Origin of the sequence: Alteromonas sp. D210916BOD_24, assembly GCF_047159385.1 — a bacterium.
Lineage (GTDB): Bacteria > Pseudomonadota > Gammaproteobacteria > Enterobacterales > Alteromonadaceae > Alteromonas.
This window is the reverse complement of record NZ_AP038333.1, coordinates 99,758-118,784: the sequence shown is the minus strand read 5'-3', so window position 1 is coordinate 118,784 and position 19,027 is coordinate 99,758. Positions and strand designations below refer to the sequence as shown.

The window sequence follows — 19,027 nt, the reverse complement described above, 5'->3', positions numbered from 1 at the left end:
AGCTTAAAACCAGCCCTATACGAACGATATTATACAAATAGTCATCGACAGAAAGGACCCTACTACTATGCATAGCAACATCGATACGTTGTTTAGCAACATGTGGGACGATTACGTGAAAATCACTCCATCAGCGCATAAAATACACGCGTTGTTAGCCGGAGAAGAGAACACGAATGACATCGTTAACGACCACGTGGCATTCAGAACATTTGCCCTTGATAAAACGCGCTTAGACAAATTAGCTGCTCATTTCCTTGCTCTGGGTTATGAAGAAAAAGGCGACTACAACTTTGAAGCGAAGAAGTTAACCGCAAAGCATTTTGAGCATCCGGATGATACTAAGCCGAAAGTGTTTATTAGTGAGCTACGCGTTAATGAGCTATCTGAAGAGGCACAGGCAATTATCAAAAAGCTTGTTGACCAAATGCCTGAAAGCGTTGTGGATGCAGATAACTTTTTGTATTCAGGTAAGCACTGGGATGTCAGTAAAGCACAATACGATACACTGCTCAACGAATCTGAGTACGCGGCGTGGATGGCAGCGTGGGGCTTTAGAGCGAATCACTTCACCGTAAGCGTGAATCACCTAAGCCGCACCAATGAATTGGAAGACGTTAATACCTTGCTTAAAGAAGCTGGCTTTGTATTAAATACGTCGGGCGGCGAGATTAAAGGTGGTCCAGACGTATTCTTGGCCCAATCCTCGACTATGGCCGATCGCGCAGAAGTCGCATTTAGTGATGAGACCGTATCAATTCCTAGCTGCTTCTACGAGTTTGCACAGCGTTATAACATGCCTGATGGTAAACGTTATCAAGGCTTTGTTGCCGCGTCTGCTGATAAAATATTTGAAAGCACCAACGCCAAATAGCCTTTTTCAGCACTGCCGCCATCTCACGATGGCTCACCTACTTTTAAAGCCCATTTTTTTGATGGGCTTTTTCCTATTTTAAATCCCATATCACACTGTAACTACCGGCCAAATTTAAAGGTATGCTTTGCGATAAACTGATCGTAGGGCATCGGTTTGTCAAAGTAAAAGCCTTGCATAAGTTGTACATCTGCCATTTCCATAAACGGTAGATAGGATTCAAGTTCAATACCTTCGGCAACTACATCAATCTGCAAACTTTTTAGCATGGCAATTAGGCCATTAAACAACGCGTTTGCTTTACTGTTTTCATGTATGCCAAAAACCAAACTCTTGTCAATTTTGACTACTTCAAACTGAAAACTTCTCAAATAACTTAATGAAGAAAAACCACTACCAAAATCGTCGAGAGAAAGCCTGAACCCTTTATCCCGAAGTGCATTCAACGCTCTTAGCGCCGCTTCTTCATCACGTATAAAAACGGACTCCGTAAGTTCTAACTCGATGTATTCGGGTGAAACGTGACTCGCTAAACAAATCGCAGTTGCTTGTTCTGGAAATTGCGGATCTAACATCTGGTTGGCGCTGATATTTACCGACAGTGGAATCGCATTGCCCTGTTGTGACTCCATTATAGAAATATAGTCACACGCCGCTTCCAACGCTTGCAACCCAATGGCACTGTCCATTTTATGCTCTTCAGCAATTGGAATGAACACTGAAGGTGACACTGCCCCATGAAGCCCTGAAATCCAGCGACAGAGAATCTCGCCTCCTTTTAACTCGCCTTTGAGATCGTACTTACCTTGAATATAAAAATCCAAAAGGTGGTTTTCCACCGTTCTGCGCAAGTCGTTAACCATACTGACTTGCTGAGTCATACTCTCGTATAGTCCCGTTTCGTAGATAAATGCCTGCCCCTTGCCTAACTCTTTAGCACGGTACATTGCCGCATCAGCACACTGAATTAAGCTTTCAATGTTATTACTGTGCTCGGGAAACTCAGCAAGCCCAATACTTGCAGACAAACGAAGGCCTGTCCCTTTGGCAAATATCTCGTCTTCTTCAATCTGCTTAATGAGGGTTTGTGATTTTTCAGCAACGCTTTGTGCCGTTTGATCCGGTAGCACCGCAATAAACTCATCTCCTCCCCATCGACCCACATCGCCAGTTGGGCCAAACATCCCCGTTAACAATGCCCCTACCCGTTGTAATTCTTCATCACCTCGTTCATGGCCAGCGTTGTCGTTTATAGCTTTAAATCCATCGAGATCAACAAAGACTAAGGTAAATTGCCGCTTGGCTAGCACGAAGTCAGCAATGGCTTCTCTAAGCGCATTCCTGTTAGACAATCCCGTTAATTCATCCCGTAAAGCAAGTTGTCTCAATTTAGCTTCATTGCGTTGTCTATCACTGATATCACGCATGGTTGCAATGAGATACGAAGAGGTTTGCTGGTGAGTCTCAAACAATGCCAGCGAAATATCTACAGCTTTTATTTCGCCTTTGAGGGATTGTATTCTGGTTTCAAAACGAAGTTGCTTGTCGATTGCCAACGCCTGCACATCAACTTTATCGCCAACAAAAATACTATTGAAATCCTTACCGATACACTGCTCTTTAAGTGGAGCACCCACAAGTTGAAGGTAAGCGTTATTGCATTCGGTAATCACCAGTTCCGGGGAGAGCACCAACATGGGCTCTCTTGAGCTGGCAAAAGCGGATGCCATAAGGTGAAAGGACTGTTCAGCCATCCGCTGCTGAGTGATATCTTTAGTGGTACCCACTATCTGAAGTGCTTCTCCACTACTACCCCGCCTTAATACCCTCCCTCTAAGGCGTACCCACTGGTAATCATCTTCCAACTTGAGCCTAAATGAAAATTCAATGCGTTCCCTGTTGCCATGTAACGCCATAGCCCAATGAAACTGCAATCCTTCCAAATCATCTTCGTGAACGCGGCTCATCATATGGATTAAAGTGCCTACCCAAGTAAATACACTTTCAGATTGAAGCGAAAATGACCGAATTTCAACCACATCCGTTTTTGCTTCCCAACTCCAGAATGATTCTTGGGATGCCCATAAAGCTAACTCTAAATCTTTTTGCGCATGCTGACTTTCTTGCAGTTCGGCGTACGAGCGAGCCGTTTTTTCATTGAGCAATTTTTCAGCTTGTTTGCGGGCACGGCGTTCTCTGCTTAAACGGCGCTCTAGTAACTCAATTTGATCCTTTTTTTCAGCCGGGTCAATTGACATAGAGCATCCTTTCAGGCTAAAGCAATATTGAATTCATAAGTATAAGGCGCTTCCACCTTTCTGGTTTCTCGCTTTAACTTACATCCGTAATACGATGCAGCACCATCCATCAATCCCTCAGCAAAGGCAAATAATTCTCTCTGAGAATAATATTGCAAGAGCATGGTATTTTCAGTCCTATTGAGTACTGTAAATCGTGGAAGATCGGCATCGGGGTAAAGCTTCTTGACTTGAACGTGAATATCACTATCCAAGTGTTCAAGCATATCCAACATGCTATCGGTACCAGCTAACACTTCTCCATGCACCACACCCAATTTGCCAAAAAGATAAAACCCAAAGTCATATAATAATTCATCAACAGACTTACCCGTTTTTTTGACCAATACACTTAGCAGGCGTTGCATTTCTTCAAATGGATAGTAACCAACAGCGGTATACGCGCCGTCATTTTCTAATTTAGCTTCCATAATGACATCGTCAGCAAACTCGGGAGACACTTTCTCTTCCAGCATATCGATAAGCGATGTAAAAACTATACCTAACATGTAAATTCCTCACTTTTCCCTTTACTGAGTGTAGTTCACCTATGAGTAACGACAACGAAAATTTATGAGAAACGGCCTATAATGAAAGGCGCTTGCGTTCCCATTCAATACACCGTCATTTTGGTATGTCAAACCTCTGTAATTTCCTCTTTGGTCGGTGACACGACTTCGATGCTGTCCACCCGCTGTAGGCCTCGGGGGAGCTTATTACCTCTTCGACCACGCTCACCTTGATAATGGGTTAAGTCTTCCGCGGTCAATGTCATATTGCGTTTACCTGCCGACACCTTCACTGATGCCCCGTCTGGCACGACTGTCAGCACTTTTACATATTCTTCCCGAGATTGGGCTTTGGCTGAAGGGATATTAATAAGCTTATTCCCTTTACCTTTGCCTAAGCTGGGTAGATCGCGCAGTGGGAACATCAACATGCGACCTTCATTGGAAATACTTAAACACCAGTCAGATTCAGGATTAGAAACAGGGGTAGGCTTCATCACTTTTGCAGCTGATGGTAAGGACAAGTAAGCTTTACCTGCTTTGTTTTTACTGACCATATCTTTGAACGACCCAACAAAACCATATCCAGCATCAGATCCTACTAAAAACTTACTCTCGTCATGAGCCATAATAACGTGCTCAAACGATTCGCCACCCACAATACTAAATCGTCCCGTCAATGGCTCACCTTGACTTCGCGCTGACGGTAAACCATGTGCATCGCAAGCAAACGTTCTTCCCGACGAATCAAGAAACACAACGGGTTGGTTGCTCTTACCTTCAGCACTGGATAAATAGCCGTCTCCCGCTTTGTAACTCAACCCTTGGGCATCGATATCGTGACCTTTAGCACAACGAGCCCACCCTTTCTCTGACAGTACTACTGTCACGGATTCAGCTGGCACAAGTTCCTTTTCAGATAGCGCTTTAGCTTCACCGCGTTCAATGATAGGCGAGCGACGTTCATCACCATACTTTTCAGCATCAGACAGGATTTCTTTCTTTATCAATGTCTTCAAGCGACGATCTGACCCTAGAAGTTGCTCTAATTTATCTCTTTCTTCAGCAAGCTCGTCTTGCTCACCTTTTATCTTCATTTCTTCCAATTTAGCAAGGTGGCGAAGTTTTAATTCTAAAATGGCTTCTGCCTGAGTGTCGGTTAAACCGAATCGTGACATAAGCTCAAGCTTAGGCTTGTCGAAAGTTCTGATAATTTCAATAACTTCATCGATATTTAGAAACGCTATCAATAAGCCTTCTAAAATATGTAGCCGAGCCAACACTTTATCTAAGCGGTATTGCAAACGTCGGGTTACCGTGTCTTTCCGGTATTCAAGCCACTCGGACAAAATACTACGTAAGTCTTTCACCTGAGGGCGCCCGTCAAGCCCGATCATATTCAGATTGACGCGGTAGTTCTTTTCAAGGTCTGTAGTAGCAAATAGGTGCTGCATGAGCTGAGTGACGTCGACGCGATTTGAGCGAGGAGTAATCACTAAGCGAGTGGGGTTTTCATGGTCTGATTCGTCGCGGAGATCACTCACCATAGGCAGCTTTTTCGCCTGCATTTGCGCGGCAATCTGCTCAAGAATTTTGGCGCCTGAAGCTTGATGAGGTAACGCTGTGATCACCACATCCCCATTTTCTTCAATATACACCGCGCGCATTTTGATGGAGCCGCGGCCTGTTTCATAGAGCTTTTGAATATCAGCTTTCGGCGTAATAATTTCCGCTTCAGTAGGATAATCAGGGCCATTGACGTGTTCTAACACATCACAAAGATCGGCTTTGCTGTTATCCAGTAGCATGGCGCAGGCGTTGGCAAGCTCGCGAACATTGTGTGGTGGTATATCTGTCGCCATCCCCACGGCAATACCCGTCACACCATTAAGTAAAATATGGGGTAAGCGCGCGGGTAACACACTTGGCTCTTCCAGCGTACCATCAAAATTAGGGACCCAATCAACTGTCCCTTGACCTAACTCGTTGAGTAAAACCTCTGAAAATCGCGAGAGTTTTGCTTCGGTGTAACGCATGGCGGCGAAAGATTTTGGATCATCTGGCGCCCCCCAGTTACCTTGTCCATCGACTAGCGGATATCGATAGGAGAATGGTTGCGCCATTAACACCATCGCTTCGTAACAGGCCGAGTCCCCGTGTGGGTGAAACTTACCCAACACATCACCTACCGTTCGGGCTGATTTTTTGTATTTTGCATTGGCGCTCAGGCCCAGATCAGACATCGCGTAAATAATTCTGCGCTGAACCGGTTTTAATCCATCGGCAATATGAGGCAACGCCCTGTCCATGATTACGTACATGGAATAGTTAAGATAAGCGTCTTCGGTGAAGCGTCGAAGTGGAAGTTGCTCTACCCCATCTCGATTAATGATGATCTCGTCACTCATGATTGTTTTTTCGTTTTGTTATTAAATACCAATGCGCTCGACACAAGGTAATATAGCGCGTTACCTGATAGCGTGTATCGTCTTATTGTGGGGTAAACCGTGACTAGGTGCAATCCTTGTTAGAAAAACTGTTTTTTTGCAGATACTGTACTTTGTCATAATGTTAAGACAATGGTTTAATAGCAAAAAACATACTAAGAATACAGACGGCAATGCGCGACTTCCGAGTTCTACTTTTTTTATTATGTGTTGCTATAGTAGCAATGCCGTCTATTTCGCGCGCCCAACATATTGAGCAACTTTTCGATGAGAAAAGAACCCTCGTCTTATCTGACTCACTGTATTACCTGTTTGAAACCGATTATCAACTGACTATAAGCGATGTATCGCGAAGGCGTAACGACTTTTTGATGCATCCCCATGATAATCCTAATTTCGGATTTCGCGACAATGGAATGTGGCTGCTTACCTCAGTGGCAAATATTTCAAACGAAACAGACTGGGTATTTACGATAAACTTCAGTCAACTTGATACTGTGGACTTCTATCTGGTTCAAGAAGGCGAGGTGATCGCACAAAGCCATCAGGGAAAAGCCCAAAATGAGCAGCGATTTCGCATCCCCACTCTACAAGTGGAACTCCCTATGGGCACCCCCGTGGACTTGTACATTCGCATAGAAAGTCATTCATCGAGTTTGATTGCGCCATTAAAAATTCAGGCTGCCCCCGTTCACAGCAGTTACTACCAGTTAGATAGTTTATTGTGGGGATTGTTCTATGGCGGTTTACTCATTTTGGCTATTTACAATCTGTCTCTCTTTTTCGGGGTTCGGGAGAAAAGTTTACTGGCTTATGTAGGCTATATTCTGGCGGTGATCCTTTGGCAGGTTATCTGGGGTGGACACACCCATTTAATTTTTACTCAAGGCATGCCTTCATGGTTAGTCGGTCACTCTGAACTAATTTTTGTGATAATCGGCATTAGTTCAGGCCTCTTTACCCTGACATTTTTGGAAACTCAGGAACATGCGCCTACCTCTCATCCCATTATAAAGTATTTACTTATCGCACAAGCGCTAGTGGGTCTGGTGTGCTTTGTCGATTTGTTTCCTCCTATCTGGAAGAACAACTTAGTATATGGCACGGGCTTTCTCGCCATTCTCAGTTATATATATGCAGGTTTCGAAGCCTTCTTTAATGATTTCAAACCGGCAAGATACTTTATTTTCGCATGGTCCATTCTGGCGTCAGGTGCCATCATCGGGATGTTAAGCCTGGTGGGTTTTATGCCTTCGAATGACTTCACCACTTATTGCTTTCAAGTAAGTGTTTTTTTAGAAGCAGGATTGTTTTCCTTTGCATTGATGGAGAAAAGCCGTAGCCAGTTAAAAAGTGAAGTAGAGCAGGCAACCAATGATCTTCGCAACAACATGGAACTCATTGAAGAGCAAAACGCCCGTTTAGATATAGCGCGTAAAGACGCCATAAAGGCCAGTAATGTAAAGTCCCAGTTTCTGGCGAACATGAGCCATGAGATAAGAACACCATTGAATGCCATTTTAGGGTTCAGTAAAGAACTAAATAACGCCCCCCTTCCCCCCGATCAACAAGAGCAGGTAAGAATTGTCAATACTGCTGCAGACAACTTGCTTACTATTGTCAATGATGTGTTGGACTTTTCGAAAATTGAAGCGGGTAAACTAAAAATTAACAATCAACCCTTTTCTCCCAATAAGTTGTTGGAGGAAATGGTGACCATGATGGCAAAGTCGTCTCACAGTAAACGTATCGAGTTTGTCTACGATTTAGATCCACTTCCAGAAAAGCTTATCGGCGATGTCTTTCGCATTAAGCAAGTATTGAATAATTTGCTCAGCAATGCGCTCAAATTTACATCTCAGGGGACTATCACACTAGCCGTTAGCGGACGTACGCTTTCCCATGGTATCCACGAATTAAATATTACCGTGGAAGACACCGGTATTGGTATAAGTCGTCAAGATAGAAAGAAGCTTTTCAATGCATTTTCTCAAATAGATGATGCCCTGAATCGAAGTTATCAAGGTACGGGACTTGGACTGGTCATTAGTAAAGAATTAGTCCGTCTTATGAATGGCGACCTCACGTTAAAAAGCGTCCTGGGCCAAGGCTCTACCTTCAATGTATCACTGAGAATGAATCAGCTCAGCCAAAAATACGTCTTGTCGACCAGCGACGCATGGCATCACAAGCGAGTCGTCATTTTTGATCCGATCCCCACCACGCGAAGAGCTAGCGCCAATTTATTGTGTGCATTAGGCGCAGATGTTACCACTGTGGAATCGCTGGACTTCTTAACTACACTCAACGACCAATACGACTTTTTTATGGCAACCGTTCCTGTAACTAAAATTGCTTCACGGGATATACATCTACGTCGTTTTGTTTCGTTCCCTGCAAAACAGCGGGTACTGTGGTATTCAGGCCCTGAACCTTTTGCCCAATATCCGAGTTTATCCCAACATTTTCATTCGCAGTTGCGCATGCCCGTAACATTGACAAAACTCGACAGTCTCGTGCACGGGCAAAAAGCCCAACCTCGCAATGCTATCCACGAAAAAATAGAAACCCTACCAAAAGTAAAAATACTCGCGGTAGACGACATGGAAATGAACTTAAAGCTGTTGCATACCTGGTTAGATAATTCGCCCATTGAGTTAACCACAACGGTCAGTGGACAAGATGCTGTAAATCAATGCCAGACAGAAGAGTTTGACCTTATCTTGATGGATGTTCAAATGCCGGGTATGGACGGACTTCAGGCGACTCGCGAGATACGAAAATTACCTTTAAATATGGGAACGCCAATTGTGGCAGTCACTGCGCATGCGTTTAAAGAAGAACAAGAGAGACTGCTGGCTTCAGGTATGGACGATTACCTACCTAAACCTATTGAGGCTGAGCTTCTTATTGATCTCATTAAATCCTGGTGCCACAACGTTGAACCCGGAGAAATAGTCTTTCCTTCCATTGACTGGCAACTTGCACTAAAGCGCGCCAATCAAAACGAAGATAGTGCAAAGGAATTACTGAAAGGCTTTGTAAATTTACTCCCTGAAACTATCGAAACACTCACGTCAATGTGGAAAGAAAGAAACTATAGTGAGCTAAAAATAGAAGTTCACAAACTACACGGTGCGTGTTGTTATACCGGTCTTCCTCGAATGCAGCACCTTGCCAATGAAACAGAAAGTGCTTTAAAACTGGGCCAACACAATTTAGTTGAAATTCACTTACCTGAACTTATCCACGAAGCCCAAAAAGTGCTGGAAGAAAGCCGAACGTGAGATAACGCAACAGTGTTTCTGCAAAAATTTATTACCAGATTAAGGCGCACTGGCCTCCTCTTGGTGGGTATAATCGATTCTGGCTCGCTGACACTGCGCAATTAGCGCAGCAAATGCTTGCGCGTCGCGGTCCAATTCAGAACTGGCGATAAAAATATCAAAACCCAGACGCTTTCTCAGTTCAACCATTCGGTGGGCGAGCATGGCCTTAACCCCTTTTATCACTGAGCCATCTTCCATTACATAGGGCTTATCATCAAACATAGATTGTTCGTAACAGCTTCCCGATGCGCAATTTTCATCGGTGTTTTGCATCAATAACGGCCGTTGTTCCATTAACAAATGGGTTGCTAACCGAGGGGATATAGTATTTAGAAAATCAGAATAACTTTTCAGTCTAAACCCCACAGCTTCAAGGGGTACGTGGTCAAGACCCAGCCTGACTTTAGGGCAATCAACGCGCTGCAGATTGTTCCAATGAATTCGCCAACTACCCAAACGATGTTGATAGGTGATGTAGTCTTTGGCTATTTCTAAACTAAAATCGGGTTCTCTAATCTTAAAATAGCCCACTAACAGGCAAACTAACGCGGCACTGGTAATAAAAATACCGGCTAAGAATAACCATTCGGGTAACAGTGTCAGCCAAAGCGCAGCGATCACCAGGCCAACAACACCAATCACAATACTGGTTATGCCATTGCTTTTAGACGCTGCCCGAATATAAATTGGTTCTGCACTAGTGCCAGACATACAAATACACTACCGTCATGATTACCGCCCACAAAACATACAGCCTTATTCGCTTGCATCTAACACAGTCTGTATACCACCAGCGTTTAAACACATTATTTTTTTGCATAAGCCTGCTCATATAACGTTTTACGAATTCTCCGCCATTCCAGTTTACCCGTTATTGCCAATGAGGTTTATCTCTTTTTACATAGGGTGATATTACGCGAATTCAGCTCGGAAACGGTAACGTTGGAATGCCGCCACAATGGTCGGCGTGAATACCAGAGACAAAATAACCGAAAACCCTACTCCCCCAGCCAGCACCACAGCCAAAGGCGGCCAGAAGCTTCCTTCGCTGAAAAGGAGTAAAGGAATAAGCCCGCCTACTGTAGTAAAGGTAGTAGACAGTATGTGTCGACTACAGCTCATGGTTTCTTCCACTATGGCTTTTGTATCGCCGCGTTTTGCCTGCGGGTTGGCATTAATGGCAGCAATAACAACGATAGAGCCATTGATTGCAACCCCAATGAGACCTGCACAGCCTAACAAAGGATTAAAGCCTACCGGTAATCCTGAAAGCCATAAGCTGAACATGCCCAGGCCTACAGACAGTATTGCCACTAGACCAATTACCCCTGCCATCCGCAAACTGGTAAACGTAAGGATCAAGGTTGTAATCATGAGTACTAGCAAGACGGGAGCGTAAGTGGCGAGTTTCCCAAGGGCTTGCTGTTGTTCATCTGCATCACCGGCTAAGTGAATGCGGTAGCCTTCAGGTAGGACTAAATGGCTTTCCAATAAGGTTCGCAATTGGTGACTGGCGTCAACGGCCGGGACACCGGGCAACAAGTACGCCTGAATGCGATTAAGACGCTCGCCGTCTAGTCGTGTAATACTGCTAATAGCAGGGTGCAATGACAAAGACGTCACCGCTGCCAATGGCGCCCACCCCACTGTGCTGGCCGAGGCTACAGGAATGGGCATCGCATCTACCCCTTCAACACTTTGTCTAAACGCTTCGTTAAGACGAACGCGTACGGGAATTTCCTCAGTACTTTCTAAAACAGAGCCCCCGGTGATCCCCGAAAAATTAATCTGCATTTGATTAGCTAAATCTGACAGGGTTAACCCAAGATATGACAAGCTATCACTGTTTGCCTCTATTTTAAGTTCTGGTTCGCCCATTGAAATACTGGCTGTAGACTGCGAAATTCCATCGACCTGTGACATAAACATGCGCACTTGGTCGCCTAAGTCATTCAACACATTTAAATCTGGCCCGAGTATTTCAACTTCAACGGGCGCAGCGATAGGCGGTCCTTGTCCAAATGCGCGCACCACAATTTGTACTTGCGGGTAAGCAACATCAAGTTCACGTTGTAACTGCCCGACCAATGTCGCTGCATTTTCTACCGTATCGGTGGTGACCACAGCGTTAGCAAAATACGGTGTGTTGTCTCGTGTCATGGTTTGATTGTAATAAACTGAAGGTGCCGAACCACCCACCAGCCAACTGACCTGTTCTACACCTTTTTCCTGGCGTATTGCTTTGTCAATTAGTCTGACATAATCCGCGGTATTCTCGATACTACTGCCTTCTTTTGTCCACAAGTACACTTCGAACTGATCTCTATCAGCACTGGGAAAAAACACATTGGCTAAAGTGGAAGACAATACGAAGCCCGACAGACAAAATACGGCCACCACAGGTAAGACAATGACAGGCTGCTTTATCCAACGCCCCAGCTGTTTACTAAACGCGAGACTTAAAGTAGGCGCTTGTAACCCTACTTTCCACCATGGTTGGGTAGCCTCTTGTCGTTGGATCTGTTGCTGTTCAACCGAGTCATCGTACTTAGGTAAAAAACGGGCGGCTAGTGCAGCAATAATGGTCAATGAAATAAACAGTGAGCCGATTAATGCCATTACGACGCTTATTGCTATTGGACCGACAAAATCACCAATATTGCCGTCAAGCAAGAAGATGGGCATAAAACCTAACACTGTGGTCAGAGTAGATGCCAGAAGGGGCACAAATAGATGGGAGACACTTTTGGCCATCGCCCCCACCCGAGTCAGGTTTGGGTCTTGCAAATTTAGCCGAATTTCGTCGGTAATAACGATGGCATTGTCAATGAGAAGACCAATGGCGATGATCATGCCGAAAATAGACATCTGATGGATTTGCTCATCGTAGAAGCTCAGCGAGAAAAGCGCAAAAGCGGCACAAAGCGGCAGGGCTAACCCGACGATCCACGCGGCGCGAAAACCCATAAACAGCAGGATCACTAACATAACCACCGCACAGCCCATTAATAGGTTCATCGACAGTCCAGACAAACGGGAGGCGGTATATTGGTTTTGCTCAAACGCCACTTCAGCGTTTAGCGTACCGCTAAAATCCCGATTAAACTGCTCCACCACCGCCAGGGCATTTTCAGTCCATACATCCGCGCGCAAAGAAGGCTGCATACGCGCCGCTACAAACACACTTTCCACACCGTTTAGTATTGCGATGTCATTGCGCGGTGTCGCATAGCCTCGCGTTACACTGGCAATATCTTCCACACGTAAATAGCGCCCCTGCTCGTTTACCAGAGGAATAGAAGCAATCATATTGACACCGTCTAACCCCTCACCCACCGAAAAGCGCAAATTATTGTGCTCACTGACCAACATACCGGCTGGTAGTTTAGGGTCTGCGCGTTTTATTTGCTGGCTAACCTGCTGTAACGTTAACCCAGTGGCCGCCAATTTAAGGGGGTCGATGTGTACACTGATCTCTTCTTTAGGCGCACCATATACGCGCACCAGTTCCGTACCATTGATATTGCGAAGACGGTCAGTGAGTTCTTGTGCTAGACGCGATGTCAGGGTGAGTGGTGTGGTTTCAGGATACGTCGGCGTCAGAGACAACAACAATGTAAAAGCCGTAGCGCCGCGCTTTTCGTCAAATACCGGCGCCATTGCGCCCTCAGGAAAGGAAGAGGATGCAGCGCCGATGGCATCGCGGATCTCACTAAACAGCTCTTCGTTATTGCTGTTGTCGACCCAGTCCTGCGTCTCAAGCATAATTACCGAGATACCGGAACGAGAGGTCGATTTCACTTCCTTGATTTCGAAGATTTCTCTTAGCCTATCTTCCAATACATCTGTGACCAAGGCTTCAACGCGCTGGGCTGATGCGCCTGGATATTGCGTAATCACCAGAGCATTACGCGTATCTATACGGGGATCTTCAATTCGCGGCAAAGAGCCCAATGCAGAAAGCCCGGCTGTCATCAAGATGATTAGGCTTAAAATAAGCAGATGGCCACGCCGATAAAACAGGGTATACCACGGGTAAACTTTGTCTTTTTCAAAATTAAATGATTTCATTATCGCGCACCCGCTGGCGTGTGCTGTTGCAATGACACCATTTGTCCAGGTGCAAGTTTGTGCGTACCTTCAGTGACATAGTGCTCACCTTCCTTTAATGCACCTCTTACAAAGGCATGGCTTCCATCGGTATACACCACCTCAACGATACGAGCTTCAAGCTTGTTGTCTTTTTCACCAACAAGAACAAACACACGCCACAAGCCACGTAGCCCATTACTCAGTGCATTAACGGGCAACCAGCTCCCCTTTTCGTGGTGCGTACGAAAGCCGGTTAAAATAGCCATGTCGCCGGGACGAATCTGTGTATTACTAGACAAGGTCACCAGAATGTCCACGGTACGGGTTTGCACATTTCTCACCGGTAATCGTTGTGTCACAGTGGCAGGTACGGCATGGTCGCCTACGCGCACCTTCACCTGCTGATCAACGTCAAACTGCGCTACAATATCGGCAGGTACCGCAAATCTCGCTTGGTAATTCTCCGTGCTGGTAATGCCAATAATGGGACTTGAAGCACTCACTACACTGCCTTCATCGAGAAAGCGCTGATTGACGGTGCCGTCAAACGGCGCCACTAATGTCGCTTTTTCAACGTCTACCAATAGAGAATCTAACGCGGCTTCTATTTCACTGACCTGGGCTTTAGCGATATTTAAGGCGGCTTTTACCTCGTCAAGGCGCTGGGCAGACTCAAGATTTTTATCCACCAATGTCTGTGTGCGCTGCTGGTTTATTTGTGCCAATGCGGCATCTGCCTTGGCTCTGGCAAGCGAAGCTTCAAGCTCCTTCTTTCTGGCCTTCAAGCGTTGTACATCAAGCTGTGCCACCTTGTCGCCTTTTGACACTCGTGCCCCTTCATCCACATACAGCACATTGACCTGACCATTCATATCAAAAGAAAGTGAGGTGGTTTTGGGTGATTCCACTAAGCCAAAAACGTTAATCGGTGTTTCAAAGCCGTCTTGAATCTTAACTGAGGCAGTGGAGACCACCATGGGAACCCGCGCTTCTGGAGAGTGCGTTGCATTGCCAAACCCTGCCGTTACTAGCAACACAATCAGCGCAATAAAGAAAATTACAATTGAGATAAACAGGTTGCGCTGGCCACCTTTATCCGAATTCTGCACGGCAGTCATAACATTTCCCTTTTACAGTGTTTAGGCATCTACGGCCTGATGATTTGATCGAAAAAGACGGTTGATTTCAGGTTGCGTTTTACAAACAGCACTTCATCAGTTGCCGTCTTACTCGGGCGTTTGTTTGCAAAACCCTGTGACATTGGCAACATCCTGACCCTATGCTAGTATATAAATACTAGACCGTCTAGTTTGATATTTAAATCGCCGTACAAAAGTGAGTATTCATGACAGTAGTAAGAAGGCAAGGCAGACCTAAAAGCGAAGAAAAATACTATTTAATTCTTGAAGCCGCGTCTTGCCTGTTCTTGAGCGATGGATTTGCCAATACCTCAATGGACATGGTGGCGAAAGCCTCGGGTGTATCAAAGCAAACTGTCTATTCACACTTTGAGAGTAAAGATGCCCTTTTTCAGGCTGCCATTACGTCAAAATGCCGTTCCTATCAGCTGGACACACAACAGCTTATTGATGCCACAGCTGGTGCATTATCGCTATATGAATGCTTGAAAAAAGTGGGTGTGCAGTTTGTACGCTTATTACAGGATGAAGATGCGGTTGCCATGTTCAGAGTGATCATTGCCGAAGCGGTAAATAATGCGCATGTCGCGACGCTATTTTATCAAGCAGGCCCGCAAGCATCGTTGGCAACACTGAGTAAAGTAGTCGCACAATATGGCCACGGTAAACTAAGCAACGAGCGTGCTCACGAACTGGCACTGGACTTCTGCTCGCTGTTAAAGAGTGAGTTTCACACTATGATGTTGTGTGGCATTCAGTCTCCCTTACCTGATGCTGAAATTGACGCTCATGTAAAAAGGGCTGCAGAGAAAATTAACTTGCTGTTTAACTACTACACGTCTCAGACCCCCAGTAACGCATAGTAAGGGTCATAGTACGCTGTGAGGCGCTTAAAAACTCACACTGACTGGCAGCGCAGTTAATGACTTATCACAGTTCGTATTATACACTAGCGCCGTTTTCGTTGATGATTGAGTGACTCATGCCTGACTTTACCGGTAACCATATTCTTTCGGTTAATCAATTCGATCGCGAGGCGATAGAGAAGGTCTTCTCCGTCGCCACATCCATGCAACCCTATGCTAAACGTCAAAAGCGCACCACTGTGTTAGACGGTGCAATTTTAGGCAACCTTTTCTTCGAACCCAGTACCCGTACCCGAGTAAGCTTTGGCACCGCGTTTAACCTGTTAGGTGGAGAAGTAAGGGAAACCACTGGCATGTCGAGCTCAGCCCTTGCCAAGGGTGAATCATTGTACGACACCGCCCGTGTGCTAAGTGGCTATTCTGACATAATCGCCATGCGTCACCCTGCCGCAGGCTCGGTGGCTGAGTTTGCAGAAGGCAGTCGCGTCCCGGTTATTAACGGTGGTGATGGAGCCAATGAGCACCCAACTCAGGCTTTGCTTGATCTGTTTACCATTAAGCGAGAACTTGAATACAATGGCCAGGGTATCGATGGATTACATATCGCAATGATTGGTGATTTGCGCTACGGAAGAACCGTGCACTCCCTCTCGCGCTTATTGTGCCTGTTTAAAAACGTGCGCTTTACGTTGATTTCGCCTAAAGAACTGGCCATGCCTCAACCTATTATCGACGCCATTGAAAACGCCGGCCACCAACTAACCATCACCGAAACGTTAGAAGGCAATATGGATGTGGATATCTGTTATCAAACCCGCATTCAGGAAGAGCGCTTTCCCTCTCAGGAAGAAGCCAATAAATACCGCGGTAAATTTAGACTGAATCAGTCTATTTACACCAAACATTTCCAGTCGAAGACCGTTATCATGCATCCGCTTCCGCGAGATTCCCGTATGGAAGCCAACGAATTGGATAACGATCTAAACCTCAACCCAAACCTAGCCATATTCAGACAAACCGATAACGGCGTGTTAGTACGTATGGCCCTCTTTGCACTGACACTTGGCGTCGATCATTTAGTGACCAAGTATGAACGCGATGTGGTTTGGTATAGCAACAAGAGTAAGTAATTACATGCAAAAATCTGAAGCCCTCTTTGCCCGCGCGCAAAAAACAATTCCAGGTGGCGTTAACTCACCAGTACGTGCATTTAAAGCAGTGGGTGGCACACCGCGCTTTATCACCAAAGCGGACGGTGCGTATATGTGGGATGCCGATGGAAAGCAGTATATCGACTACATCCAGTCTTGGGGCCCGATGATCTTAGGTCACAATAACGCAAACATTCGCGAAGCGGTTATTGCTGCCTCACACAATGGCCTATCTTTCGGCGCGCCCACAGAAGCCGAAGTGCTTATGGCGGAAAAGGTAAGTCAACTGGTGCCGTCTATGGAAATGGTACGCATGGTCAACTCGGGTACCGAAGCCACGATGTCCGCCATTCGTTTGGCCCGTGGTTACACTGGGCGTAATAAAATCGTTAAATTTGAAGGTTGTTATCACGGTCACGCCGATTCACTGTTGGTAAAAGCGGGCTCTGGCGCACTGACCTTAGGTGTACCCAGTTCACCAGGTGTCCCTGCTAACGTGGCAGAACATACTTTGACGGTAGAATATAATAACCTGCAAAGCGTAAAGGACATTTTTGCTGCCCATGGTGACGATATTGCCTGTATTATTGTTGAGCCAGTCGCGGGCAACATGAATTGTATCCCACCGGTAGAGGGTTTTCTGGAAGGTCTTCGCACTGTTTGTGATGAATATGGCAGCGTGTTGATTTTTGATGAGGTGATGACAGGTTTTCGCGTATCCCGTGGCGGCGCGCAAGAGCGTTATAACATCAAACCGGATTTAACCTGTTTAGGTAAGGTCATCGGTGGTGGTATGCCAGTGGGCTGTTTCGGTGGTCGCAAAGACATTATTACCCATATTGCCCCAACAGGCCCTGTCTATCAGGCGGGCACCTTATCCGGTAACCCTATCGCGATGGCTGCAGGGCTTGCCGCGATGGCGCAAATTGAACAAGCCGATCTTTACGACTCTATTTTTGAAAACACGCAAGTGTTAGTCGACGGTTTTCAAGCCCTCGCCGATAAGCACAACATCCCTCTGACAACTAATATTGCAGGTAGCATGTTTGGGATCTTCTTTACTGATGTGAAGAAGGTGACGAACTACAGCCAAGCAATTAATTGTAATACTGCACAGTTTAATAAGTTTTACCACGGTATGTTAAATGAAGGCGTATATTTAGCGCCCGCCTCTTACGAAGCTGGCTTTGTGTCTAAAGCCCATGATGCAGATATCATCGAAAAGACCTTGATTGCAGCTGATAAGGTTTTTGCCTCTTTATAAAGGGTAACGCAAATACGTTAAGCCTCAATCACCTTGCTATCGCTAAGGTATTGAGGCTTTTTTTGTGTGTTAATCGTGAGCCAGCTTAGCTTGGCGACGAATAAACCCGATAGAGGGAGCAAAAAATGCGGCGCCTGTCTCGGCACTAGTGAAATCGAGCCAGCGATCATAATCCCCTTCGCCATTGCCGTATATCTGGCTATGCAACATGTCTCTGAACGGTCTTGCACTGGCACTGCAGCTCACAAAAAAGAGTCCCTGAGATGCCATATCTCCATAGGGCATGCCTTGCTTAATCAAGCGCGGCTCATCGCTATCAAGCTTAGCGCTACTGGCCCGAATATTGTGCGACGAGGGGGATTGCTCACTACTGATGAGATTGTGCTCTTGCGTAGTGCCCATCACTTGCTCTTGCTGGCGGCTGGATAAACTGTTCCACCGCCTTAAATCGTGGCGATATCGCTGGACATGTACATAGCTTCCCCCTGAAAAGTCGGGGTCGTCTTCGCCAATCACGGCAACCTGTCTGCGCTTCATTCCCCTTGGATTTTCAGCCGCGTATAAAAAGCCATTTAAATCTCTGCCGTCTAAATAGCGGAAGCCGCGTATCTGCTCAACTAATTCCACGTGAATACGCAACAAATCCATCACCTCAATTCCTACTGCATGACAGATATCAAGCCTGTCGGCGCGGATCTGGATAAACAAATCACAAGGCATAGTAGGGGCGCTTCTGTCTTCACACTGCATGTCGGGAAAAGGAGCAAGCTCTACTGGGATCAGGCCGGGATACACTTCCGCCCAGTACCCTGTACCAATGGCCACCACACCCGTTACCATTGCTTCGTAGTGCTCATTTTCAAAGTGCTCAAAAATATCTAACACTCTTGCAAGCTTTGCCCTTACTGCTTCGCTGTCGTCATCGACAACATTGAGTAACAGATATTGTGCATGCAAGTTAGGTTCAGCGCAGATGCCTTTTTGTGGTTGTGTCATTGCTGCTCTTATTCTTATTGATTAATGATATTCACGTAAACACGGTACGCCATTTTGCAGGCT

At 45.8% G+C, this 19,027-nt stretch carries 12 protein-coding genes; 5 read left to right on the top strand and 7 right to left on the bottom strand.

Annotated features, from left to right (window positions below; all coding sequences use genetic code 11):
• The first annotated feature begins 67 nt into the window (after nucleotides 1-67).
• Nucleotides 68-874: a DUF1338 domain-containing protein gene (locus ACMCM8_RS00495; RefSeq protein ID WP_412724390.1), complete on the top strand. Its 807-nt coding sequence runs from the start codon at nucleotides 68-70 to the stop codon at nucleotides 872-874.
• Between the two features lie 101 nt (nucleotides 875-975).
• Here the strand turns inward: ACMCM8_RS00495 and ACMCM8_RS00490 are convergent, their stop codons facing one another.
• The 3 genes from ACMCM8_RS00490 to parC all read right to left on the bottom strand — a co-directional run bounded on the left by ACMCM8_RS00490 (nucleotide 976) and on the right by parC (nucleotide 6,088).
• Nucleotides 976-3,132 (bottom strand): putative bifunctional diguanylate cyclase/phosphodiesterase, encoded by a 2,157-nt coding sequence (locus tag ACMCM8_RS00490; RefSeq protein WP_412724388.1) that lies wholly within the window; start codon nucleotides 3,130-3,132, stop codon nucleotides 976-978.
• Nucleotides 3,133-3,143: 11 nt separating this feature from the next.
• Nucleotides 3,144-3,680, bottom strand: a complete 537-nt coding sequence (locus tag ACMCM8_RS00485; protein ID WP_412724386.1) for a heme NO-binding domain-containing protein — start codon at nucleotides 3,678-3,680, stop codon at nucleotides 3,144-3,146.
• A 128-nt stretch (nucleotides 3,681-3,808) separates the two neighbouring features.
• Complete coding sequence (parC, locus tag ACMCM8_RS00480) at nucleotides 3,809-6,088, bottom strand: DNA topoisomerase IV subunit A (protein WP_412724384.1); 2,280 nt, start codon at nucleotides 6,086-6,088, stop codon at nucleotides 3,809-3,811.
• A gap of 212 nt (nucleotides 6,089-6,300) precedes the next feature.
• Between parC and ACMCM8_RS00475 the strand changes: the two genes are divergently transcribed.
• Entirely contained in the window at nucleotides 6,301-9,414 is a 3,114-nt protein-coding gene (locus ACMCM8_RS00475; RefSeq protein ID WP_412724382.1) for a hybrid sensor histidine kinase/response regulator, read from the top strand.
• Nucleotides 9,415-9,453: 39 nt separating this feature from the next.
• On the opposite strand, the gene ACMCM8_RS00470 is transcribed toward ACMCM8_RS00475, so the two are convergent.
• The 3 genes from ACMCM8_RS00470 to ACMCM8_RS00460 all read right to left on the bottom strand — a co-directional run bounded on the left by ACMCM8_RS00470 (nucleotide 9,454) and on the right by ACMCM8_RS00460 (nucleotide 14,666).
• A complete protein-coding gene (locus tag ACMCM8_RS00470) occupies nucleotides 9,454-10,167 on the bottom strand; it encodes a DUF2982 domain-containing protein (RefSeq protein WP_412724380.1) in 714 nt (237 codons plus the stop codon).
• Nucleotides 10,168-10,368: 201 nt separating this feature from the next.
• Nucleotides 10,369-13,527: an efflux RND transporter permease subunit gene (locus tag ACMCM8_RS00465; protein WP_412724378.1), complete on the bottom strand. Its 3,159-nt coding sequence runs from the start codon at nucleotides 13,525-13,527 to the stop codon at nucleotides 10,369-10,371.
• A complete protein-coding gene (locus ACMCM8_RS00460; protein ID WP_412724376.1) occupies nucleotides 13,527-14,666 on the bottom strand; it encodes an efflux RND transporter periplasmic adaptor subunit in 1,140 nt (379 codons plus the stop codon). Before ACMCM8_RS00460 ends, ACMCM8_RS00465 begins: the two co-directional genes overlap by 1 nt.
• 227 nt (nucleotides 14,667-14,893) lie before the next feature.
• On the opposite strand from ACMCM8_RS00460, the gene ACMCM8_RS00455 reads away from it, so the two are divergent.
• The 3 genes from ACMCM8_RS00455 to hemL all read left to right on the top strand — a co-directional run bounded on the left by ACMCM8_RS00455 (nucleotide 14,894) and on the right by hemL (nucleotide 17,968).
• Nucleotides 14,894-15,550 carry a TetR/AcrR family transcriptional regulator gene (locus ACMCM8_RS00455; RefSeq protein ID WP_412724374.1) on the top strand — a complete coding sequence of 219 codons (657 nt, stop codon included), beginning with the start codon at nucleotides 14,894-14,896 and terminating at the stop codon, nucleotides 15,548-15,550.
• A gap of 119 nt (nucleotides 15,551-15,669) precedes the next feature.
• A complete protein-coding gene (locus ACMCM8_RS00450; RefSeq protein WP_412724372.1) occupies nucleotides 15,670-16,683 on the top strand; it encodes an aspartate carbamoyltransferase in 1,014 nt (337 codons plus the stop codon).
• 4 nt (nucleotides 16,684-16,687) lie between these two features.
• The gene (hemL, locus tag ACMCM8_RS00445) at nucleotides 16,688-17,968 is read left to right on the top strand and encodes a glutamate-1-semialdehyde 2,1-aminomutase (protein ID WP_412724370.1); all 1,281 of its coding nucleotides are present in this window, start codon (nucleotides 16,688-16,690) and stop codon (nucleotides 17,966-17,968) included.
• A 69-nt stretch (nucleotides 17,969-18,037) separates the two neighbouring features.
• Here the strand turns inward: hemL and ACMCM8_RS00440 are convergent, their stop codons facing one another.
• Complete coding sequence (locus ACMCM8_RS00440) at nucleotides 18,038-18,964, bottom strand: Dyp-type peroxidase (RefSeq protein ID WP_412724368.1); 927 nt, start codon at nucleotides 18,962-18,964, stop codon at nucleotides 18,038-18,040.
• Nucleotides 18,965-19,027 lie beyond the last annotated feature (63 nt).

Coding starts and splice junctions, on each gene's coding strand:
- ACMCM8_RS00485 (WP_412724386.1), bottom strand. CDS start 3,680: ATGTTAGGTATAGTTTTTACATCGCTTATCGATATGCTGGAAGAGAAA.
- ACMCM8_RS00465 (WP_412724378.1), bottom strand. CDS start 13,527: ATGAAATCATTTAATTTTGAAAAAGACAAAGTTTACCCGTGGTATACC.
- ACMCM8_RS00475 (WP_412724382.1), top strand. CDS start 6,301: ATGCGCGACTTCCGAGTTCTACTTTTTTTATTATGTGTTGCTATAGTA.
- ACMCM8_RS00455 (WP_412724374.1), top strand. CDS start 14,894: ATGACAGTAGTAAGAAGGCAAGGCAGACCTAAAAGCGAAGAAAAATAC.
- parC (WP_412724384.1), bottom strand. CDS start 6,088: ATGAGTGACGAGATCATCATTAATCGAGATGGGGTAGAGCAACTTCCA.
- ACMCM8_RS00495 (WP_412724390.1), top strand. CDS start 68: ATGCATAGCAACATCGATACGTTGTTTAGCAACATGTGGGACGATTAC.
- ACMCM8_RS00450 (WP_412724372.1), top strand. CDS start 15,670: ATGCCTGACTTTACCGGTAACCATATTCTTTCGGTTAATCAATTCGAT.
- ACMCM8_RS00490 (WP_412724388.1), bottom strand. CDS start 3,132: ATGTCAATTGACCCGGCTGAAAAAAAGGATCAAATTGAGTTACTAGAG.
- ACMCM8_RS00460 (WP_412724376.1), bottom strand. CDS start 14,666: ATGACTGCCGTGCAGAATTCGGATAAAGGTGGCCAGCGCAACCTGTTT.
- ACMCM8_RS00440 (WP_412724368.1), bottom strand. CDS start 18,964: ATGACACAACCACAAAAAGGCATCTGCGCTGAACCTAACTTGCATGCA.
- ACMCM8_RS00470 (WP_412724380.1), bottom strand. CDS start 10,167: ATGTCTGGCACTAGTGCAGAACCAATTTATATTCGGGCAGCGTCTAAA.
- hemL (WP_412724370.1), top strand. CDS start 16,688: ATGCAAAAATCTGAAGCCCTCTTTGCCCGCGCGCAAAAAACAATTCCA.